Below are 16,729 nucleotides of genomic sequence, written 5' to 3' on the forward strand. Positions count from 1 at the left end.
GTGGTGTGTCTCCTTAAGATGTTGGTGTTTCGGATTAGTTCGCGCGGATGGCTTCGGCCAGGACCTGGAGGCCGTCACGCAGGGTGGACTCGTTGATGACCAGCGGCGGCAGGAGGCGGATGACGTTGCCGTCGAGGCCGCAGGTGAGGATGAGCACGCCCTGCTCGCGGCAGGTCTTGGCCACCTTTGCGGTGAGGTCGGCGTTCGGCTGGTTGTTGTCGTCGACCAGCTCGATGGCGATCATGGCGCCGCGGCCGCGGACCTCAGCAACGGTGGTGAGCTCAAGTAGCGGCTCCAGCTCTTCGCGGATGATGGCCTCGATTTCGCGAGCGCGGGAGTTGAGATCCAGCTCCTCCATTTCCTCGAAGGCTGCCAGGGAAGCAGCGCAGGCCACCGGGTTACCGGCATAGGTGCCACCCAGGGAGCCCGGGTCCGGTGCATCCATGATTTCGGCGCGGCCGGTCACAGCGGACAGTGGCATGCCGCCGCCCACTCCCTTGGCGGTGGTGATGAGGTCCGGGATGATGCCCTCGTCTTCACAGGCGAACCAGGAGCCGGTGCGGCAGATGCCGGCCTGGATCTCATCGGCGATGAAGACAACGCCGTTGTCGGTGCACCATTCCTGCAGTGCCGGGAGGAAGCCCTTGGCCGGCTCGACGAAGCCGCCCTCGCCCTGAACCGGCTCGATGATGACGGCGGCCAGTTCTTCGGTGCCGACGTACTGCTCGATGTAGCGCAGGGTGCGCGCTGCTGCTTGCTTGCCGTCGAGGCCGTCGCGCAGCGGGTAGGACATCGGCGCGCGGTAGATGTCAGCGGCCAGGGTGCCAAAGCCGGACTTGTACGGCTTGTTCTTGGCGGTCATGGTCATGGTCAGGTTGGTGCGGCCGTGGAAGGCACCGTCGAAAACCACGACGCGGTTCTTGCCTGTGTAGCGGCGAGCGATCTTGATGGCGTTCTCCACTGCCTCAGCACCGGTGGAGAAGAGGCAGGACTTCTTTTCGTGGGTGCCCGGGGTCAACTCGTTGAGCTTCTTGGCTACCTGGACAAAGCCCTCGTAAGGAGCGTTGAGGAAGCAGGTGTGGGTGAGGTGGCTAGCAGCCTCGGCGACGGCTTTGGCAACGCGCTGGTTGGAGGCGCCGACGGAAGTCACGGCGATGCCGGATGCGAAGTCGACGATGGTGTTGCCGTCGACGTCGACAAGCACGCCACCGTCGCCGTCAGTGATGTAGGAGGGGTAGCCCGGGATGACGCCAGCGGCGACGTCTGCTTCACGGGCGGCATTCAGCTCCTGGCTGCGGGGGCCAGGGATTGCGGTGGAAACATTCCGCTCCTGGGGGAGGCGGTGCTTGAGATCCTGCATGCTGTCTGCTCCTTAATGCTCGGGATTTTTTATGACGTAGGTCATTCTGGCGGCTAAACTTCAGGAGGGCCACAGACGATCTGGTGAAAGAATGGTGAGAAATTGTCCACAGTGGATAAGGGGGTAGCAGCCGGGCTGGAAGAGGGAAGCGTGTCCCTCACCTGGTTGGCCAATCAACCCGATCTGGGGATAAAGATTCTGCACGATTGCAAGCGGTCCTTTTCCGTGATGCACCCGTGTGAACTGCGCGATCCGCGCGAATTTGTGGGATCCGGGGCCGTCATTTTGCTCACCGGCATGGCATTTGAAGGACGGCCTGAGGAACTGGAAGAGTACATCCGCAAGGTGGCCGAGGGTGGGGTGACGGGGGTGGGTTTCGGCGTTGGACTGGCCTTTGCCGAGGTTCCGCCCGGCATGCTGGAGGCCGCTCAGGAATGCAATATTTCGCTCTTCACGGTGGCGCGGCGCGTACCTTTCGTCTCGGTGCTCGCGCGTTTGCACGACGAGCTGCAGCGCCAGCGCGAGGAAGGGTTGGAGCGTTTCATTGCTCAGCAGGGCGCGCTGAACGACGCCGCCGTGGCCGGCCTCGATGCCCTCGTGGACAAGACCAGTCGCCTCCTGGGCGCGCATTCCTGTCTCGTCGATAAAGACGGGCGCGTCTTTGCACAGTCGAGCTACCCGGGGCTGCCCCCGGTGGATTGGGCACCGGTGATCGCCGATACCCGCGCCCAGAACTTCTACGCCGCGCGCCGCGTGGGCGGGTGGAATGTCTTGGCCCAGCGCTTGGCCGACCACGGTGCGCGCTCCTTCGGGCTCTTGGCAGTGGCGCGTGATGGTTTCGGCGTGAACGAGCGCGCGCTACTCAAGCAGGCCGCGGGCCTAGCGGAGCTTAGCGTGAAGCGCCCACAAGAGCTGCGGCGCACACAGAATGAGCTCAACTCCATGGCTTTGGCCATTCAGCTGGGGTTGGACGAACCCGAAGATCCCATGCGGCGCATCTTCCACCTCGTGGGTGATGCGCAGGGGAGGGTGCGCCCGGTCTTGGTGAAATCCGAGGGGGAGCGGGCTCACCAGCGCTTCATCCAGGCCCTGGACGCCCGACTCCAAGACCACGGGCGTTTGCTCTTCGAGTACGCGCTGGATAAGTCCTCCAGCCTCCTGCTCTTTAGGGGAAGCCGAACGATGAAAAATCTGCAGGATTTGCTGCGCGATATTCGCGGGAGCAAGCGCATCGTCGTGGGCCAACCCATGCCGTGGGCCGAGCTGGGGGTGGGGATTGTCCACGAGCTGGAGTCTTTCGCTTTCGGGCTGCAGCCGGGGATGCTCGCGGGGCCGGAATCGCGCACCTTGAGCTGGACTAGGGACCCTCGGGTTAAAGGAGCGGTGCACAACCGCGCGAAGGAGACCTGGGGCAAGGTGCGTTCCTTTGACGCCGAGCACGGCACCGACTTGGCGGAAACACTGGAGGTTTACTTGCGCGCCGGCGGGCATGTAAGCCGCACCGCTGAGGAGCTGCATTCGCACCGCCACACCGTGCGCAAGCGCATCGCGGACTTGGAGGAATTATTGGAGGTTGATCTTAAGGATCCTCTCGTGGCGGCGGAGCTTCTCATCCTGGGCGTGAGCGTTCCGGACTGAGTTCTTAAGAATCAAGGCTGAGCAAGAGCAGTTCCGCGCGGGTGACGGGATTGCTCAGGTCCACGCCGCAGAGTTGCTCGATCTTGTCCAAGCGGGCGCGCACCGTGTGGCGGTGAACGCCGAGTTCCGCGGCGGCGGTGGCCAAGTTGGCGTTGCCCACGAGGAAGGAACGCAGCGTGGCGCACAGCTCTGTGTTGTGCTGCGCATCGTGCTCGGCGAGAAGGCTGATCGTCGCCGCGCGCCGGGCAGCGAGGGCCTCGGGTACGCCGGGTTCTGCCAGCCAGGTAGGGGCAGCCGAATCGAAGGTCGCCACAGTACCGAGGGGCAGGCTGCGCGCGTGGCTCTGGAGAGAGGACAAGAGCGTCGGGGTCAACGCTTGCCATTGGATGCGCTGCAGGATGGACGTTCGGAGGTAGCGGGTGTGTTTCCCGCTCAAGTTCGGGTGTGCGGTGCCCGGGGGAAGAGCGATAAGCGCGGAATCGTGTTCCGGGCGGATGAGACTGAGAGGCTCGGCTTTTCCAATCTCGCTTAATGCCCGCGCGAGGCGGGAGGGTGATGGTGCCGTGAGAAACAGAACATCCACGAGGTCGTGGCTATCGACCGTATGGAAGGCCGCCTGTAAGGCCGGGGAGTCAACCCCGGCCAGTTGGGCGTCAAGCGCCAACGCCCCGAGGATCGTGTGTGCAGTGGTGTCGGGATGATCTAAGAGCAGACTGGCCAGGCCCGCGAGGTGCCGGATGAGCGCGCGGGAGTAGGAATCGAACTTCTCTGCACGCGTTACCGCGATGGCCCAGCGCCGTCCCGCCGAGCCGAAGATGCTGGTGATGGTTGCGCCTGTGCTTGTCGACGTCCCCGTTCCCCGCCCCGTCTGCTCCGCGGCCTCCACCGCGGCGTCGGCCGCACTGAGCTGACCGCGATCGTTGCGGCTGACCACCGCTCCGGAGGAACTGGCCACCGCCACTGCGGCGCCGAGTTCTTTGCTGGCTTGCATGACGAGCGCCCCGATGCTCGTGGCCGCGGCCTGGTTGAGGCGCTCCTGCTGGCGGTGGAGTGCAAAGTGCGCGTTGTTGTCCAAGCGGGCCTGTTCTTGAGCCACGGCCGTGGTGATGGAGACGAATCGGGTGGCGCGTGGGACCTCAAAGAGGGTGAGATTGTGCTGGGAGCAGGCATGGATGAGTGCGGTGGGGACCTCGCTAAAGGCCAGTCCGGTGCCGAAGCCGATGCCCTGCACGCCGGCCGCGGCCAGAGCTGCGCCATAGCGTTCGAAGCCCTCCGGTTCCTCCTGGAAGGCAAGCCCCAATGTGAGCATGAGCGCGCCGGGGGAGGTGAACTCGCTGGGGTCCGCGAGCTCGGAAGCGTGGATGGTGTTGAATGTGGCGCTACCGGTGACGATGCTTCGCAGGTTCAATGAGCGCTGGTTGAGCAGCCAGCGGAAGGAAATCTCACGCATGGTGGACAGAGTACACAGCTATGGGGAGGAAATTTATACATCTCGTCCATAGTGTGCGGAGGGTGGTGGAGGCCACACTAAGGGGCACACTATTCATCCGAGCACAAAAGGAAGATCATGCAGGAACTTCAGTACCACATTGAGCAGTCTCGTCACCTGGGCCAGCAGGTCCCGGGCCCGAAGAGCGCCGCCCTGGATGAGCGCCGCAAGAACGCGCTGCCCGCGGGCATGGCGCCGTCGCTTCCGGGTTACGTAGTGGATGCCGACGGCGGCATTCTTGCCGACGCCGACGGCAACCGCTTCATCGACCTTGCCTCCGGCATCGCCGTGACCTCCGCTGGCGCTTCGAACCCGGCCGTCGTGGCCGCGGTCCAGGAGGCCGTCGCGCACTTCACCCACACCTCGTTTACCGTTTCTCCTTACGAGTCCTACGTGGCCGTGGCAGAAAAGCTCAACGAGGTCACCCCGGGTGACCACCCGAAGAAGACCGCGCTGTTCAACTCCGGCGCTGAGGCTGTCGAGAACGCAGTAAAGATTGCCCGCAACTACACCGGCAAGCGTGGTGTGGTGGTCATGGACCGCGCCTTCCACGGCCGCACTAACCTGACCATGGCGATGACCGCCAAGCAGTCGCCCTACAAGAACGGCTTCGGCCCCTTCGCCCCGGAGATCTACCGCGCACCGATGTCCTACCCGCTGCGCGATGGCCTGAGCGGCGCCGAGGCAGCCAAGAAGACCATCACCATGATCGAGCAGGAAGTCGGCGCGGCCAACCTGGCCTGCGTGGTTGCAGAGCCGATTCAGGGCGAGGGCGGATTCGTCGTCCCAGCGGAGGGATACCTCGCAGCAATCCAGAAGTGGTGCAACGACAATGACGTCGTCTTCATCATCGACGAGATCCAGGCGGGCATGATGCGCACCGGTACCTGGTTCGCTTCCGACCACGAGGGCATCGTGCCGGACATGGTGACCATTGCGAAGGGCATTGCCTCCGGTATGCCGCTGTCCGCAGTAACCGGCCGCGCGGAAATCATGGATACCCCGCAGCCTGGTGGCCTGGGCGGCACCTACACCGGTAACCCGGTGGCGTGCGCGGCTGCGCTGGCAACCTTCAAGGAGTTTGAGGAGAAGGACTTCGGTGCGCGTGCTCAGAACCTGGAGAAGGTCGCCCGCGAGGAGCTGGAGCCCATCCTGGGCGATGAGCGCGTCGCAGATTTCCGTGGCCGCGGCGCCATGCTCGCACTCGAGTTCGTGACCGCTGAGGGCGAGCCGGACTCCGAGCTGGTGCACAAGATTGCTGACGGTGCCAAGGCCGAAGGCGTCCTGTTGCTGACCTGCGGCCTGGACCACAACGTCATTCGCTTCCTGCCTTCGCTGGCCATCCCGGAGGACTTGTGGCGTGAGGCGCTGCAGGTCGTCGTCAAGCAGTTCAACGAATACAAGTAAGGCGAATGCAGTTCTCACCCGGCGATGGCCGGGTGAGTTCACGTTTTAATAGCCATTTAGTAGTCATTGGAGAAGTCTTTGTCCAACAACATTACTGTGCCGCAGAAGGATGAATCCACGAAGGAATTCAAGCCCGCGCTGTCCTTCGTACAGGGCATTGCCCTCATCTTCGGCACCAACATCGGCGCTGGAGTTCTCTCCATTCCTTATGCCGCTCGCAACGGTGGATTCCTCGCGCTCGTTATCGCCCTGCTCGTGGCTGGCACGCTCACGACCATTTCCATGTTGTACGTGGCGGAGTCCGCCATGCGCACCAAAGCCAAGCTGCAAGTCTCGGGACTGGCCGAGCATTACCTGGGGCAGTGGGGGCGGTGGCTGGTCTTCGTTGCCATCATCGTCAACGGTATCGGTGCGCTCATTGCCTATGCTGCCGGCTCCGGTGACTTGATCAACAACATTTTCGGCCTGCCGCCGCTTCTGGGCACGTTGATCTTCTTTGGGTTTGGCTCGTGGGTGATGTACCGCGGTCTGCACACCACTGGTGCCACCGAGGGCGCCATTACCGCAGGTATGGCCATCATCATCGCTGTCCTCTGCGGATGGACCATCCTGGGTCCAGGTATCAAGGTGGAAAACCTATTGGTTCTTCACCCCTTCTTCATCGTCCCGATTCTGAACCTGGCGGTGTTCTCCTTCCTGGCGCAGTATGTGGTTCCGGAGCTGGTCCAGGGTATGGATCCGTCGAAGCCGCAGGAGACCGCGCGTGCGATCGTCGTCGGCATGGTCATCACGGGCTTTACCCTGGCGCTGGTTCCATTTGCAGCCCTCGGCCTTCTCGGTATGGAAGTCACCGAAGTGGTGACCATTGCCTGGGGTGAGGCACTGGGCCCGGTTGCCTACTACTTGGCCAACATCTTTGCCTTAGCAGCCATGCTGACGTCATTCCTGGCGATTGGTTTCACCACCATGCGCAACGTCCTCGACATCTTCCACTGGGAAGGCGTGAAGGGGCAGCGCATCGTGGCCGTAGCGCTGACCGTTGTTCCGCCGCTGGTGATCTCGATTGCGGGCCTCGGTGGCTTCGTTGCGGCGCTGTCCTATGCGGGCGGCTTTGCGGGTGCCATCATGTCCGTCATCCCGGTGATGCTGCTGCACGCCTCCCGCAAGAAGGGCGACCGCGATCCCGGCTGGACCGTGGGCGGTCTTGCGCACCCGGCTATTCAGGCAACCATTATCGTGGTGTATTTCTTGGCTTTCATTTATTCGATCATTTCGATCGTCGGGCTGGTGCCGGCGGGTTGGGCTTAAAGCCTGCAGCCAGCGGCCTCGAACATGGTGTGGGGGGCAGCTCTTAAGGGTGAACTGCCATTGTTGCCAAAGTTCCGGCCAGATCTTGAGGCAGGGACGACAACTTTGGCAGAACGGGCAGTTGCGCCCCAGACCCAGTTCTAGCTGGTGCCGAAAACACAAAAGGCTGGGCCACTCTCCATTTCGGGAGCGGCCCAGCCTTTAGGCGTGCAACCTAGGTTATTTCCTAGAAGATGCCGTGGCTATGAAGCGCCTCATTATCGGAGGGGACCTCAGAAATGGCATCCCACATTTCGACGAGCTTGCCGTCTTCAACGCGCCACAGCTCGCAGTAGGAGTGGCGCGCACCAGCAATGCTTCCCTCGGAATGCGTCAGAACGAACTGTCCCTGCGCAATCGTGCGGTGGATGCGCTCATACTCCAACCCTTCGCCATCCTCCTTCAGCTTGGTGAGGAAGTCGACGCAGTTTTGGGCGCCGTCGGCGATATCGGGGGAGTGCTGGGCAAACTGATCATCGCGGGTGTTGTCGATGAAGCCGGAGTAGTCACCGCCGATGAGCGAACGCTCGAAGAATTCGATGACGAACTTACGGTTCTGCTCGGTCAGGCTCTCATCACCCACTTCGGTGGTGCCATCGAGCTGCGTGCGGCCGCTCTCATTTGGCTCTGCCTTGGGAACGAGGTTGTCCCAGTGCTCGACAATTTTGTCACCCTCGACGCGGTAAATGTCGAAGCCGACGAAGGGTTCATCTTCGATACCATCAAAACGACCGTGCAGTGCGACGAGGCCGTTGGCTTCATCCGCAATCACTCGGGCGTTGGTGTACTTCAATCCCTCGCCCAGATCCGCGACAAACTTCTTGAGCCCTTCTGCATCGTCAGCGATGAGGGGAGAGTGCTCCACGAAGCTATCGGCGAAGTGCTTGTCCAGAACGGAGGTATCGTGACCGTCGAAAAGCGCGGTGTGAACCTCGAGGACAAAGTTTCCTAGTGAAGTCATGAAATCTCCTTAGTTGGCCACGAAGTAGGTGCGCTTGTTGACGAACTCATCCATCCCGTAGGGACCCAGCTCGCGGCCATAGCCGGAGTTCTTGACGCCACCAAACGGAACCTCGGCGCCTTCAGCCGCGTAGGTGTTGACGTTGGACATGCCGACCTCCAAGCGCTGAGCAACCTTTTCTGCTCGCTCGACGTCCTTGGAGAAGACGCATCCACCGAGGCCGTACTGGGTATCGTTGGCCAGCTTCAGCGCCTCTTCATCGCTGCTGACCTTGTATACGGTGGCGACGGGACCGAAGAGTTCCTCGTAGTAGATGTCCGAACCAACAGGGACGTCACTCAGCACGGCGGGGCTGAAGTAGGAGGACTTCTCATCCACGAGCTCGCCGCCGACGTGAAGGGTTGCTCCGGCGGCCACGGCGCGATCGATCTGGTCCTTGAGATTCTCCGCAGCGCCGCGCGAGGACAGCGGGGTGTAGATGGTCGCGGAAGCCTCTTGCGGTGTGCCCGGCTTCATGGCCCTAGCCAGCTCAACCAGCTCTGCAAGGAACTCATCATAGATGTCATCCATGACGATGAGGCGCTTGTTGGAGTTACAAGCCTGACCGGTGTTGTAAATGCGGGTTTCCCACGCATCCTTGGCTGCCTGCTTGACGTCATCCGTGTCAAGGATGACGTAAGGATCCGAGCCGCCCAGTTCGAGAACTGCCTTCTTAAGGTTCTTCGCAGCGATAGCGCCCACCGCAGCACCAGCGCGCTCGGAGCCGGTGAGCGAAACACCGCGCAGCTCCTTGTGCTCGATGATCTTCTCTACCTGGTCGTGGGTTGCGAAGATGTTGGTGTACACGCCCTTGGGAACGCCGGCATCATCCATGATCTTCTGGATGGCGAGTGCGGAGCGCGGGCAAATCTCTGCATGCTTCAGGATGATGGTGTTACCCAGCATCAGGTTGGGAGCGGCGAAACGCGCTACCTGGTAGTAGGGGAAGTTCCACGGCATGATGCCGAGGAGGACGCCGATGGGAAGGCGCTGAATATAGCCCTTGCCATCCATTTCCACCGGGATTTCCTCGTCGGCGGCGAACTTCGGGCCGTTATCTGCGTAGTAGCCAAAGATGGCACTGCTGAACTCGGCCTCCTCAAGGCCCTCGGAGATCGGCTTACCCATTTCGGTAGCGATGATTTCTGCCAGCTCATCCTTGCGCTCTTCAAAGAGTTCAGCAACGCGGGTAACTACCTTGGCGCGCTCCTCAATCGGGGTCTCGCGCCAGCTGAGGAATGCCTCGTGCGCGGTATCTACAGCGGCAAGGGCTTCCTGCTCGGTGACGTGATCAAAGGTTTCGAGTACCTCGCCAGTTGCAGGGTTTTCTACGCGAATTCCGGACATTATTCATCCTCCAGTTTGTGGTGTGCGTATATGAACACGTCCCATTATGCGGACGAGTGTGATGTATGGCAACAATTATTAAAGCTATGGAGCGCATCTCACGTTAGGGATGGTTTTAGCGAGAGTTGTTGCGGGAAAACCTGGCTAGCTCCTCCAGGGCTCAATGCCCGCGCGCCGCCAGGCCTCCAAGAACTGGGTGGTCTCGGCCTCATCAGTGATGGACACGCGCACGCCTTCGTCGAGGTAGCGGCGGATGACCACGTCTTCATCGAGCATCTTCGTTTCCACCTCCGCGGCATCCGCGCGCGGCAGCCAGACGAAGTTGCCGTAGGACTTCTCAGCACCCAGCTCCGCGCAGACACGGTCGCGCTGCGCTTTGGTGATCTCGACGGCGTCGGCAAGCTCGTCGTGGCGCTTGAGCACCTCCACGGCGGCGGTTTCCGCCATGGCAGTCACCGTCAGCGGCAGGGAGAGCAGACGCAGCGCATTGATGATCTCTTCGCCTGCCACCGCGTAGCCCACGCGCATGCCGGCCAAACCCCACGCCTTGGAGAAGGTGCGCACGCCGAGCAGGTTGGGGTAGCGCTGGTATTCCTCCACCGAATCCGGGGTATTGGGGGCGTCGTTGTACTCCCAATAAGCCTCATCCAGCAGCACGACCACGTCCTTGGGCACCCTGTCCATGAAGGCGCGGAATTCACCGCGGGTAATCACGGTGCCCGTCGGGTTATTGGGGTTGCACAGGATGATGAGCTTGGTCTTCTCCGACAGTGCCTCGAGTACTGCTTCCAGATCGACGCGGTAATCCTCCGTGAGTGGGACCAGAACCGGCTCCGCGCCGGCCATGCGCACGTACAGGGGATAGGCCTCAAAGCTGCGCCAGGGCACGATGACCTCATCGCCGGTGTGGCAAGACGCCAAGATGGTGGCCTGCAGGATGGGCGTGGAGCCCGCGGAGACGAAGATATGATCCGCTGGCACGCCCAAGTAGTTGCACAGTGCATTGGTGAGCTCCAGGCTGCCGGGCTGTTGGTAGCGGTTGGTGGTGCGGGCGGCGTCGGCAACCGCGGCGATGATGTCCTCAGCTGGCGGGAAGGGGACCTCATTGGATGAGAGCTTGAGCGCGTTGGGGAAGTCCTTGCCCACCTTGTACTCGGGGAAGCTCGAGAGATCATTGCGAAGCATAATCACGTCCTTTCTAAATCATGTCCCAGATGGTCACGGCCATAATCAGCAGGCCCATGCCGAAGACGAAGTAGTTCCACGGGTCATTGCGGAAGTGCTTGTACACGTCCAACTTCTTGAACATGTACACCGGAACCAGGTAAACGATGAACGCCACGAAGACACCGGAGACCACGGAAATCATGGAAATAATGGAGGGGTTGAAGATCGCCACGAGCGTGGTGCACACGAAGGCGATGACATAAATGATGTTGAGCAGCGTGCGGTGCGAGACCTTCTCCGCCAGCTGTGGAGCGGCGTTCTTCAGCAGGTACTCCGTGCCCTCTTCTGTGCCGAGCATGTGGCCGAAGTAGGAAGACACGATGGCGCAGATGACCACGATGGGGGCCATGTAGGCCATGAACGGCGTGCCGGTGACGTTGGCGAAGTAGGAGAGCACCGGGATGTTTTGCTCGAGAGCCTCATTCATGCCGTCGGCGCCGAGCGCGAGGACACAGGACCACACGAAGAACATGGTGAAGACCACGAGCAGGATGGAGGTGTAGAACTCCGTGCGGGAGACGCGCTTTTCGGTCTTCTCGCCGTACTGCGGCTGCATATCGAGGGCGAATTGCGACAGCGCTGCCATGTGGGAGAAGGAGAAGACCAGCACCGGCAGGATGAGGAAAATTCCCTTGAAAATGCCGCCGTAGCCATCCGAGCCGTCATCAAAGTGAAGGAAGCTTTGCAGGTCCCAGCGCGGGATGAGGTAAATGGAGGTGACTGCCAGCGCAATAATCAGCGGGTACACCAGCACCTGGGCCAGCCAAATCATGGGCTTGCGGCCGATGGCGAAGGCGCCGGTCATGACGCCGACGCAGAGCATGGCCAGTAGCCACCGGTCGAGCGAAGGCCCGCCCAGCTGGTTGACGATGAAGCTATCCACCGCGTTAGTGATGGAGACACCATAAATCAGGACGGTGGAAAAGACCGTGATCCAATACAGCACCGCGAAGACGATTCCTTGCCCCTTGCCCAGGTACTGCGAGACCAGCTCGAGGATGTCCTTACCGTGGTCCTCTTTGGGCGCGCCCGCGACGATGCGCGCGTAGGTGCGGTGTGAAAAATACACCAGCGGGAAAATGAAGACCGTGGCGAAGACCAGCGGCCAGAACCCGAATCCGCCGGCGTTGAGCGGCAAGAAGAGGATGCCGGCACCCACGGCGGTACCGAAGAGCGTAATGATCCACGATGCGGTGGATGCGGCGGGGCGCTGCTTGGCGACGACCCCATCGCCCACAATGTGCTCGCCCTCCTTCAGCTCAGTGGTGGGTGGCGTGGTTGTTGGGGGAGTGTGGGTAGAGCTCATGATGAGCCTCCTTTAGTTGGTGGGCGGAATAGGCAGGGAATGCGCTTGGTCGGTGATGACGTTGATCAGTGCCGGTACCCCGTCGTTGGCGATGGCGGCTAGAGCGCGTGCGACTGCCTCTGGTGCTTGTGCGTCATCGGTGACGAGCTCGCCGTGGGCGCCGAAGCTGCGGGCTACCGCCGCGAAATCTGGGTTCACCAGCTGCGTGCCGGAGACGCGGTCGGGGAAGTGTTTCTTCTGGTGGTCGCGGATGGTTCCGAACTCGCCATTGGACATCACGATGATGAGGAAAGGCGCGCCGTATTGCAGCGCGGTGGCCAGTTCCTGGCCGTTCATGAGGTATTCGCCATCGCCAGCAATGGTGACCACGGTGCGCTCCGGGAACTGCAGCTTGGTGGACACAGCGGCCGGGATGGAGTAGCCCATCGAGCCGTTGCGCACGCTGAACTGGGACGGGTAGACCGAGGAGCGCAGGAACTGCTGGGCCCAGATGCAGTGGTTGCCGGCACCGAAGGTGTAGATGGAATCCTTGGGCAACTGCTCGTGGAGCGCTGCGAGGATGGCTTCCATGTGGGCGGTGCCCTCTTCACCCGGGCGGTAGTCTTCGGGCTTAGGAAGGGTGGCGAAGTCGAGGTGGTTCGCGTGCGCGGAATCAAACCACTCGCCGCGCTGCTCCGTGCCCTCGACGCTCAAGCGGTCCAGGGCCTCCGCGAAGGCGACCGGGCTTGCCACGATGTGTTCTAGCAGCGCCACCGAGTGGCCGCGCAGGCTGGTATCGGGGTTGATGGCGATGTTGCGCGCCTGCGGTGACTGGCGCAAGGTATAGCCGTCTGTGGGGACGTCGCCAAGCACTGCGCCCACCTCGATGACCAAGGAGGCGTCCTCGAGCAGCTGTGCCGCGCGGGGGTCGCGGCCGTAGCCGAGCCAGCCGGCGTTGGCGGGGGAGTCGAAAGGCACGCGGTCGGCGGCGCGGAAGTCTTGAATGATCGGGATACGGTGCTCTTCGGCGAAGCGAGTGATCTTCTCCGCGGTTTCCGGGGTCCAGCGCGGACCGCCGGCAAAAATGAGTGGACGTTCTGCGCGGCTCAGTTCGCGGGAGAGGAGGTCCAGGTGATCGTCGGAAAGCGCGCCTTCTGCAACCGGGATGGGTGGGTGGATGGTGCCGGTGAACTCCTGGTGGAGAACATCCTCCGGCAACCCCACGATGACGGGGCCGGGGCGGCCCTGCTGGGCTTGGAAGAATGCTTCGGCCACGACGCGAGAGGCGCGCTCCGGATCATCGAGGATGAAGACCTGCTTGGCTTGGGTTCCGAACCAGGCTTTGGGGTCGAATTCCTGGAAGGACTCGCGGTCGCGGTCCGAGGTAGGGATGAGGCCGACGAAAAGGACGAGCGGGGTAGCGTCCTGCCAAGCGGTGTGGATGCCGACGTAGGCGTTGGCCGCGCCGGGCCCGCGGGTAACCATGGCGACGCCGGGCTGGCCGGTGGCTTTGCCGTGGGCCTCAGCCATGTAGGTGGCGCCGCCTTCGTGACGGCAGACGATGGCTTCGACGGGGGAATCGTAGAGTCCATCCAACACGGGAAGGAAGCTTTCGCCGGGTACGAGGAATGCGCGGGGCACATTGTGCGCGGCAAGGGATGCGGCAATGGCGGCGCCGACATGTGACATGGAGAACCTCCTTGACTTTGTTGTGGTAATGGTCTCATTATTCTTTGGTGATGTCATGTTGTCTAATGTTGATAAAGCTCTAAAGCTATGCACATAGGGCATGGGGGCTGGTAAAAGTAGGGGAATGGACATGGTGAAGGCCAAATATTTCCTCGCGGTGGCTGAGGCCGGGACGGTGACCGCTGCCGCCTCACGCCTCGGGATTACCCAGCCGGCGCTGAGCCGCCAACTGCGGCGCTTTGAAAAGGAGCTGGACCTTGAGCTCTTCGTGCGGGCTGGATCTGCGCTTGTGCTGAGCGACGCAGCGCATGCCCTCATCCCTACCTGCCGCCGCCTCCTCGCTGCATCCGCGCGCGCCGGGCAGGCGGTGGAGGCACTTCGGGCTGGCAGAATTCCGGCGCTGTGCGTGGCGGCCACGCCGACGACGATGTCGACGCTTCTCGCTCCGTTTATAGAGGCCGCCGGCTCGTCGATTCCTCTGCTTACGACGACTCCGGTCTCGCACTACGACGTCTTCGACGCTCTGGAAGGAACCGCCGACATGGTGATTGCTACCATCCCGCCGGGCAATGACGTGGCTTCCTTGCCGCTGGGCACGATTCCGGTGCGCGCCTGGGCGCCGCCGACGCACCCGCTGGCGCTGGAATGCGCGGGTTCGACAAGCGTGGAGGTTGAGCGCTTGCTGCAGGAAAATGTGGCGTTGCCCTCGCGGCGCAGCGTGTCCCGCGGGGTGGTGGATTCCTTCGTAGGCACGGCCGGCTACGCCTTAGGTTCGCACGTGGAGTGCGATGATACGGCGACGTTATGCGCCTTGGCGCGTGCCGGGCGAGCTGTAGCTTTAATGACGGAGCTGCAGCCGGCGCGGCTGGTGGGCTTCGATGTCGTTGATGGCGAGCGCGCGCTGGGCGGTGTGCCGCTGGTGGCGGCATGGTCCCCGGGCCACTTCGCGGGGCAGGAGATAGAGCAGATTGCTCGGCGGTTCCGCAGTTTTATTGAGGGGTCGCTTCGCTAGGGCCTGCTTAGTTTGCAGTGGGCATAACTGCCGTTGTTGCCAAAGAACTGGCCAGATCTTGAATCAGAGGCTATAACTTTGGCAGAACGGGCAGTTGCTCGGCACGTGACAGGGCGCCATGTTAGCGTGGAGTCCTACTTTCCGGGGGGAAATGACATGAACCATGGCATTGTGCGCGGCCTGTCTAAAGGCGCGCTTGCAACTCGCGTGAGCCGTGGGGAGATTGCGAGAATCGCCAAGGGAATCTACGTCTGGGGCAGGCCCGAGCCTTTAGAGCTTTTGAAGCTGTTGCAGGAGCACCGTCCATACCTTAAGGCGACAGGTACAACGGCTGCCCAGGTACTCCTTGGCGAGCCTGTCACTTTTCCGCTGAGGCTCGCCAGCGTGGAGCGAATGCCGGCATCGACCTTTTATGTGCATTCACGGGTGAGCGTCACTAGTTTTGTCACTTTGTCGGGGATCCGGATTCTTAATCCTCTTGTCGCTATGAAGTCCGTTAATCCTGAGTTGGGGATTCGCGTCTTCGAATCTATCTATTCTTCGAAGGCGGGGCGTGCTCGCTTGGACAGCCACCGCGAAGCACTCAACGTCATCCCTGTTGCAAGCCAACGGATGCTGGAGCAAGCCGCGCTGTTCACGGATTCCGGTGCGGAGGTCAAGGTAGCCAAGGGATTGAAAAGGCGTGGGCTCAAAGTTGAGTGCAACGTCGTTATCGGCCACTACACTTGGGACATCGTGCTCCCAGAGCTCAAGGTTGCGGTAGAAATCAACGGGATGAAATTCCATTCCCAGCGAGAGGCATGGCTGCGGGACCATTGGAAGAACAACGAAGGTGCGCTGATTGGCTGGCTCACGTTGCGCTACACAGGTCATTGCGTGGCACATCATCTGGACTATGTTATCGACCAGATAGCCAATGCCAGGAATCCGGACTTTGAGAAGCGCTACTTCAAATTCATCGGCTTCTGGCATGAGGGAGTGTTGCCGCCCAAGCCAAAGCCCTGGGAATACAGCGAGCACTTAGGGTATCTGCCGCCCGACTTGCCTGAGCCACCCGATTACCCGGAACCGCCAGATTTCCCGGAGCCACCCAACTGCCCTAGTTGACAAAGTTATTGCCAGATCTTGAGTCGGAGGCGAGAACTTTGGCAGAACGGGCAGTACGGAGCGTGGTCGTGGCAGTAGGCCGCGGTCGTTAGGCAGCAACTAGCCCCTCAACAATGAGCGCCACAGCCGCGCTGATGGCCACGATGATGACGATGCGGTTGAGCACCGTGGCGTTGATGAATCGGTTGAGGTAGCCGGCGGCGATGAGGCCCACGATGGCTACCGGCAGGTAGGCCGCGGCCGCGGTGAGCTGCAGGCTGGTGATTTGCCCGCTTAAGGCCAAGATCACCAGCGAGATGGCGCAGCCAATGATGAACGTGCCCGACAGGGTGCCGCGCACACGGGTGGGGTCGTATCCCTTGAGTACTAACGCCATGGGTGGACCACCGATGGAGGTGGACGTGCCCAGGAGCCCGGAAGCAGCACCCGCGACCGCGATGTTGGTGGTGGTTCGCTTCGGCGACCAGCCAAGACTAGACAAGGTCATGGCAAAGATGACGGCGCAGCCGATGAAAAGGGAGAGCCCGCGGTGGGAGAGGGAGGCAATGGCCCACGCGCCGAGCAGGGAGCCGGGTATTCGCGCGATGGAGGAAATGGCCACGATGTCCCACGACACCGCTGAGCGTGACTTGAGCATTGTCGTGGTTGAAATGACGAAGGCCAGCAGGAGGATAAGCGTGGGAACAAGCTCCGGCTTAATCAGCGCCAAGATTGGGGTGGCGATGGTACCCAGGCCGAATCCGATGGTTCCCTGGCAGATTGCGCCCACAAGGATGAGTAGGCCGATGAAGACGTAGAGCCAGCTGAACATCGGTCTACTA

The 16,729-nt window shown here is 61.7% G+C and carries 13 protein-coding genes; 5 read left to right on the forward strand and 8 right to left on the reverse strand.

From position 1 onward, the window contains the following. Positions 1-34 precede the first annotated feature (34 nt). Positions 35-1,360, reverse strand: a complete 1,326-nt coding sequence (gabT, locus tag R3O64_RS03240) for a 4-aminobutyrate--2-oxoglutarate transaminase (protein ID WP_070530915.1) — start codon at positions 1,358-1,360, stop codon at positions 35-37. Positions 1,361-1,471: 111 nt separating this feature from the next. Between gabT (R3O64_RS03240) and R3O64_RS03245 the strand changes: the two genes are divergently transcribed. Further along, on the forward strand, positions 1,472-2,998 hold the full coding sequence (locus R3O64_RS03245) for a helix-turn-helix domain-containing protein (protein ID WP_232748451.1): 1,527 nt from the start codon (positions 1,472-1,474) through the stop codon (positions 2,996-2,998). Between the two features lie 4 nt (positions 2,999-3,002). Here R3O64_RS03245 and R3O64_RS03250 read toward each other — a convergent pair whose 3' ends face one another. Then, on the reverse strand, positions 3,003-4,448 hold the full coding sequence (locus R3O64_RS03250) for a PucR family transcriptional regulator (RefSeq protein ID WP_339017289.1): 1,446 nt from the start codon (positions 4,446-4,448) through the stop codon (positions 3,003-3,005). 117 nt (positions 4,449-4,565) lie between these two features. Between R3O64_RS03250 and gabT (R3O64_RS03255) the strand changes: the two genes are divergently transcribed. Then, the gene (gene gabT, locus R3O64_RS03255) at positions 4,566-5,894 is read left to right on the forward strand and encodes a 4-aminobutyrate--2-oxoglutarate transaminase (RefSeq protein WP_339017290.1); all 1,329 of its coding nucleotides are present in this window, start codon (positions 4,566-4,568) and stop codon (positions 5,892-5,894) included. A gap of 78 nt (positions 5,895-5,972) precedes the next feature. After that, positions 5,973-7,202: an aromatic amino acid transport family protein gene (locus tag R3O64_RS03260; RefSeq protein ID WP_070684107.1), complete on the forward strand. Its 1,230-nt coding sequence runs from the start codon at positions 5,973-5,975 to the stop codon at positions 7,200-7,202. 226 nt (positions 7,203-7,428) lie between these two features. Here R3O64_RS03260 and R3O64_RS03265 read toward each other — a convergent pair whose 3' ends face one another. The 5 genes from R3O64_RS03265 to R3O64_RS03285 form a co-directional block, all read right to left on the reverse strand. Continuing rightward, the gene (locus R3O64_RS03265) at positions 7,429-8,202 is read right to left on the reverse strand and encodes a nuclear transport factor 2 family protein (RefSeq protein ID WP_070564837.1); all 774 of its coding nucleotides are present in this window, start codon (positions 8,200-8,202) and stop codon (positions 7,429-7,431) included. 9 nt (positions 8,203-8,211) lie between these two features. After that, positions 8,212-9,588 carry an NAD-dependent succinate-semialdehyde dehydrogenase gene (locus R3O64_RS03270; RefSeq protein WP_101735949.1) on the reverse strand — a complete coding sequence of 459 codons (1,377 nt, stop codon included), beginning with the start codon at positions 9,586-9,588 and terminating at the stop codon, positions 8,212-8,214. Positions 9,589-9,732: 144 nt separating this feature from the next. Continuing rightward, positions 9,733-10,773, reverse strand: a complete 1,041-nt coding sequence (locus R3O64_RS03275; RefSeq protein ID WP_154736905.1) for a histidinol-phosphate transaminase — start codon at positions 10,771-10,773, stop codon at positions 9,733-9,735. A 13-nt stretch (positions 10,774-10,786) separates the two neighbouring features. Then, the gene (locus R3O64_RS03280; protein ID WP_339017291.1) at positions 10,787-12,121 is read right to left on the reverse strand and encodes an aromatic amino acid transport family protein; all 1,335 of its coding nucleotides are present in this window, start codon (positions 12,119-12,121) and stop codon (positions 10,787-10,789) included. 12 nt (positions 12,122-12,133) lie between these two features. Continuing rightward, entirely contained in the window at positions 12,134-13,789 is a 1,656-nt protein-coding gene (locus tag R3O64_RS03285) for a thiamine pyrophosphate-dependent enzyme (protein ID WP_339017292.1), read from the reverse strand. 130 nt (positions 13,790-13,919) lie between these two features. Here R3O64_RS03285 and R3O64_RS03290 point away from each other — a divergent pair, with 130 nt between their 5' ends. Both R3O64_RS03290 and R3O64_RS03295 read left to right on the forward strand, forming a co-directional pair. Beyond that, positions 13,920-14,801, forward strand: coding sequence for a LysR family transcriptional regulator (locus R3O64_RS03290; RefSeq protein ID WP_232770575.1), 882 nt, complete (start codon positions 13,920-13,922; stop codon positions 14,799-14,801). Positions 14,802-14,957: 156 nt separating this feature from the next. Beyond that, positions 14,958-15,908, forward strand: coding sequence for a DUF559 domain-containing protein (locus R3O64_RS03295; RefSeq protein WP_339017293.1), 951 nt, complete (start codon positions 14,958-14,960; stop codon positions 15,906-15,908). Positions 15,909-15,996: 88 nt separating this feature from the next. On the opposite strand, the gene R3O64_RS03300 is transcribed toward R3O64_RS03295, so the two are convergent. Further along, positions 15,997-16,719 (reverse strand): TSUP family transporter, encoded by a 723-nt coding sequence (locus tag R3O64_RS03300; RefSeq protein WP_193634526.1) that lies wholly within the window; start codon positions 16,717-16,719, stop codon positions 15,997-15,999. Between the last annotated feature and the right edge of the window lie 10 nt (positions 16,720-16,729).

This window comes from Corynebacterium hesseae (assembly GCF_037850265.1).
Lineage (GTDB): Bacteria > Actinomycetota > Actinomycetes > Mycobacteriales > Mycobacteriaceae > Corynebacterium > Corynebacterium hesseae.

Bases quoted from the DNA above. Each gene is read 5' to 3' on its own strand.
- gabT (WP_070530915.1), bottom strand. From the start codon at position 1,360: ATGCAGGATCTCAAGCACCGCCTCCCCCAGGAGCGGAATGTTTCCACC.
- R3O64_RS03270 (WP_101735949.1), bottom strand. From the start codon at position 9,588: ATGTCCGGAATTCGCGTAGAAAACCCTGCAACTGGCGAGGTACTCGAA.
- R3O64_RS03280 (WP_339017291.1), bottom strand. From the start codon at position 12,121: ATGAGCTCTACCCACACTCCCCCAACAACCACGCCACCCACCACTGAG.
- gabT (WP_339017290.1), top strand. From the start codon at position 4,566: ATGCAGGAACTTCAGTACCACATTGAGCAGTCTCGTCACCTGGGCCAG.
- R3O64_RS03275 (WP_154736905.1), bottom strand. From the start codon at position 10,773: ATGCTTCGCAATGATCTCTCGAGCTTCCCCGAGTACAAGGTGGGCAAG.
- R3O64_RS03290 (WP_232770575.1), top strand. From the start codon at position 13,920: ATGGTGAAGGCCAAATATTTCCTCGCGGTGGCTGAGGCCGGGACGGTG.
- R3O64_RS03265 (WP_070564837.1), bottom strand. From the start codon at position 8,202: ATGACTTCACTAGGAAACTTTGTCCTCGAGGTTCACACCGCGCTTTTC.
- R3O64_RS03250 (WP_339017289.1), bottom strand. From the start codon at position 4,448: ATGCGTGAGATTTCCTTCCGCTGGCTGCTCAACCAGCGCTCATTGAAC.
- R3O64_RS03295 (WP_339017293.1), top strand. From the start codon at position 14,958: ATGAACCATGGCATTGTGCGCGGCCTGTCTAAAGGCGCGCTTGCAACT.
- R3O64_RS03300 (WP_193634526.1), bottom strand. From the start codon at position 16,719: ATGTTCAGCTGGCTCTACGTCTTCATCGGCCTACTCATCCTTGTGGGC.
- R3O64_RS03285 (WP_339017292.1), bottom strand. From the start codon at position 13,789: ATGTCACATGTCGGCGCCGCCATTGCCGCATCCCTTGCCGCGCACAAT.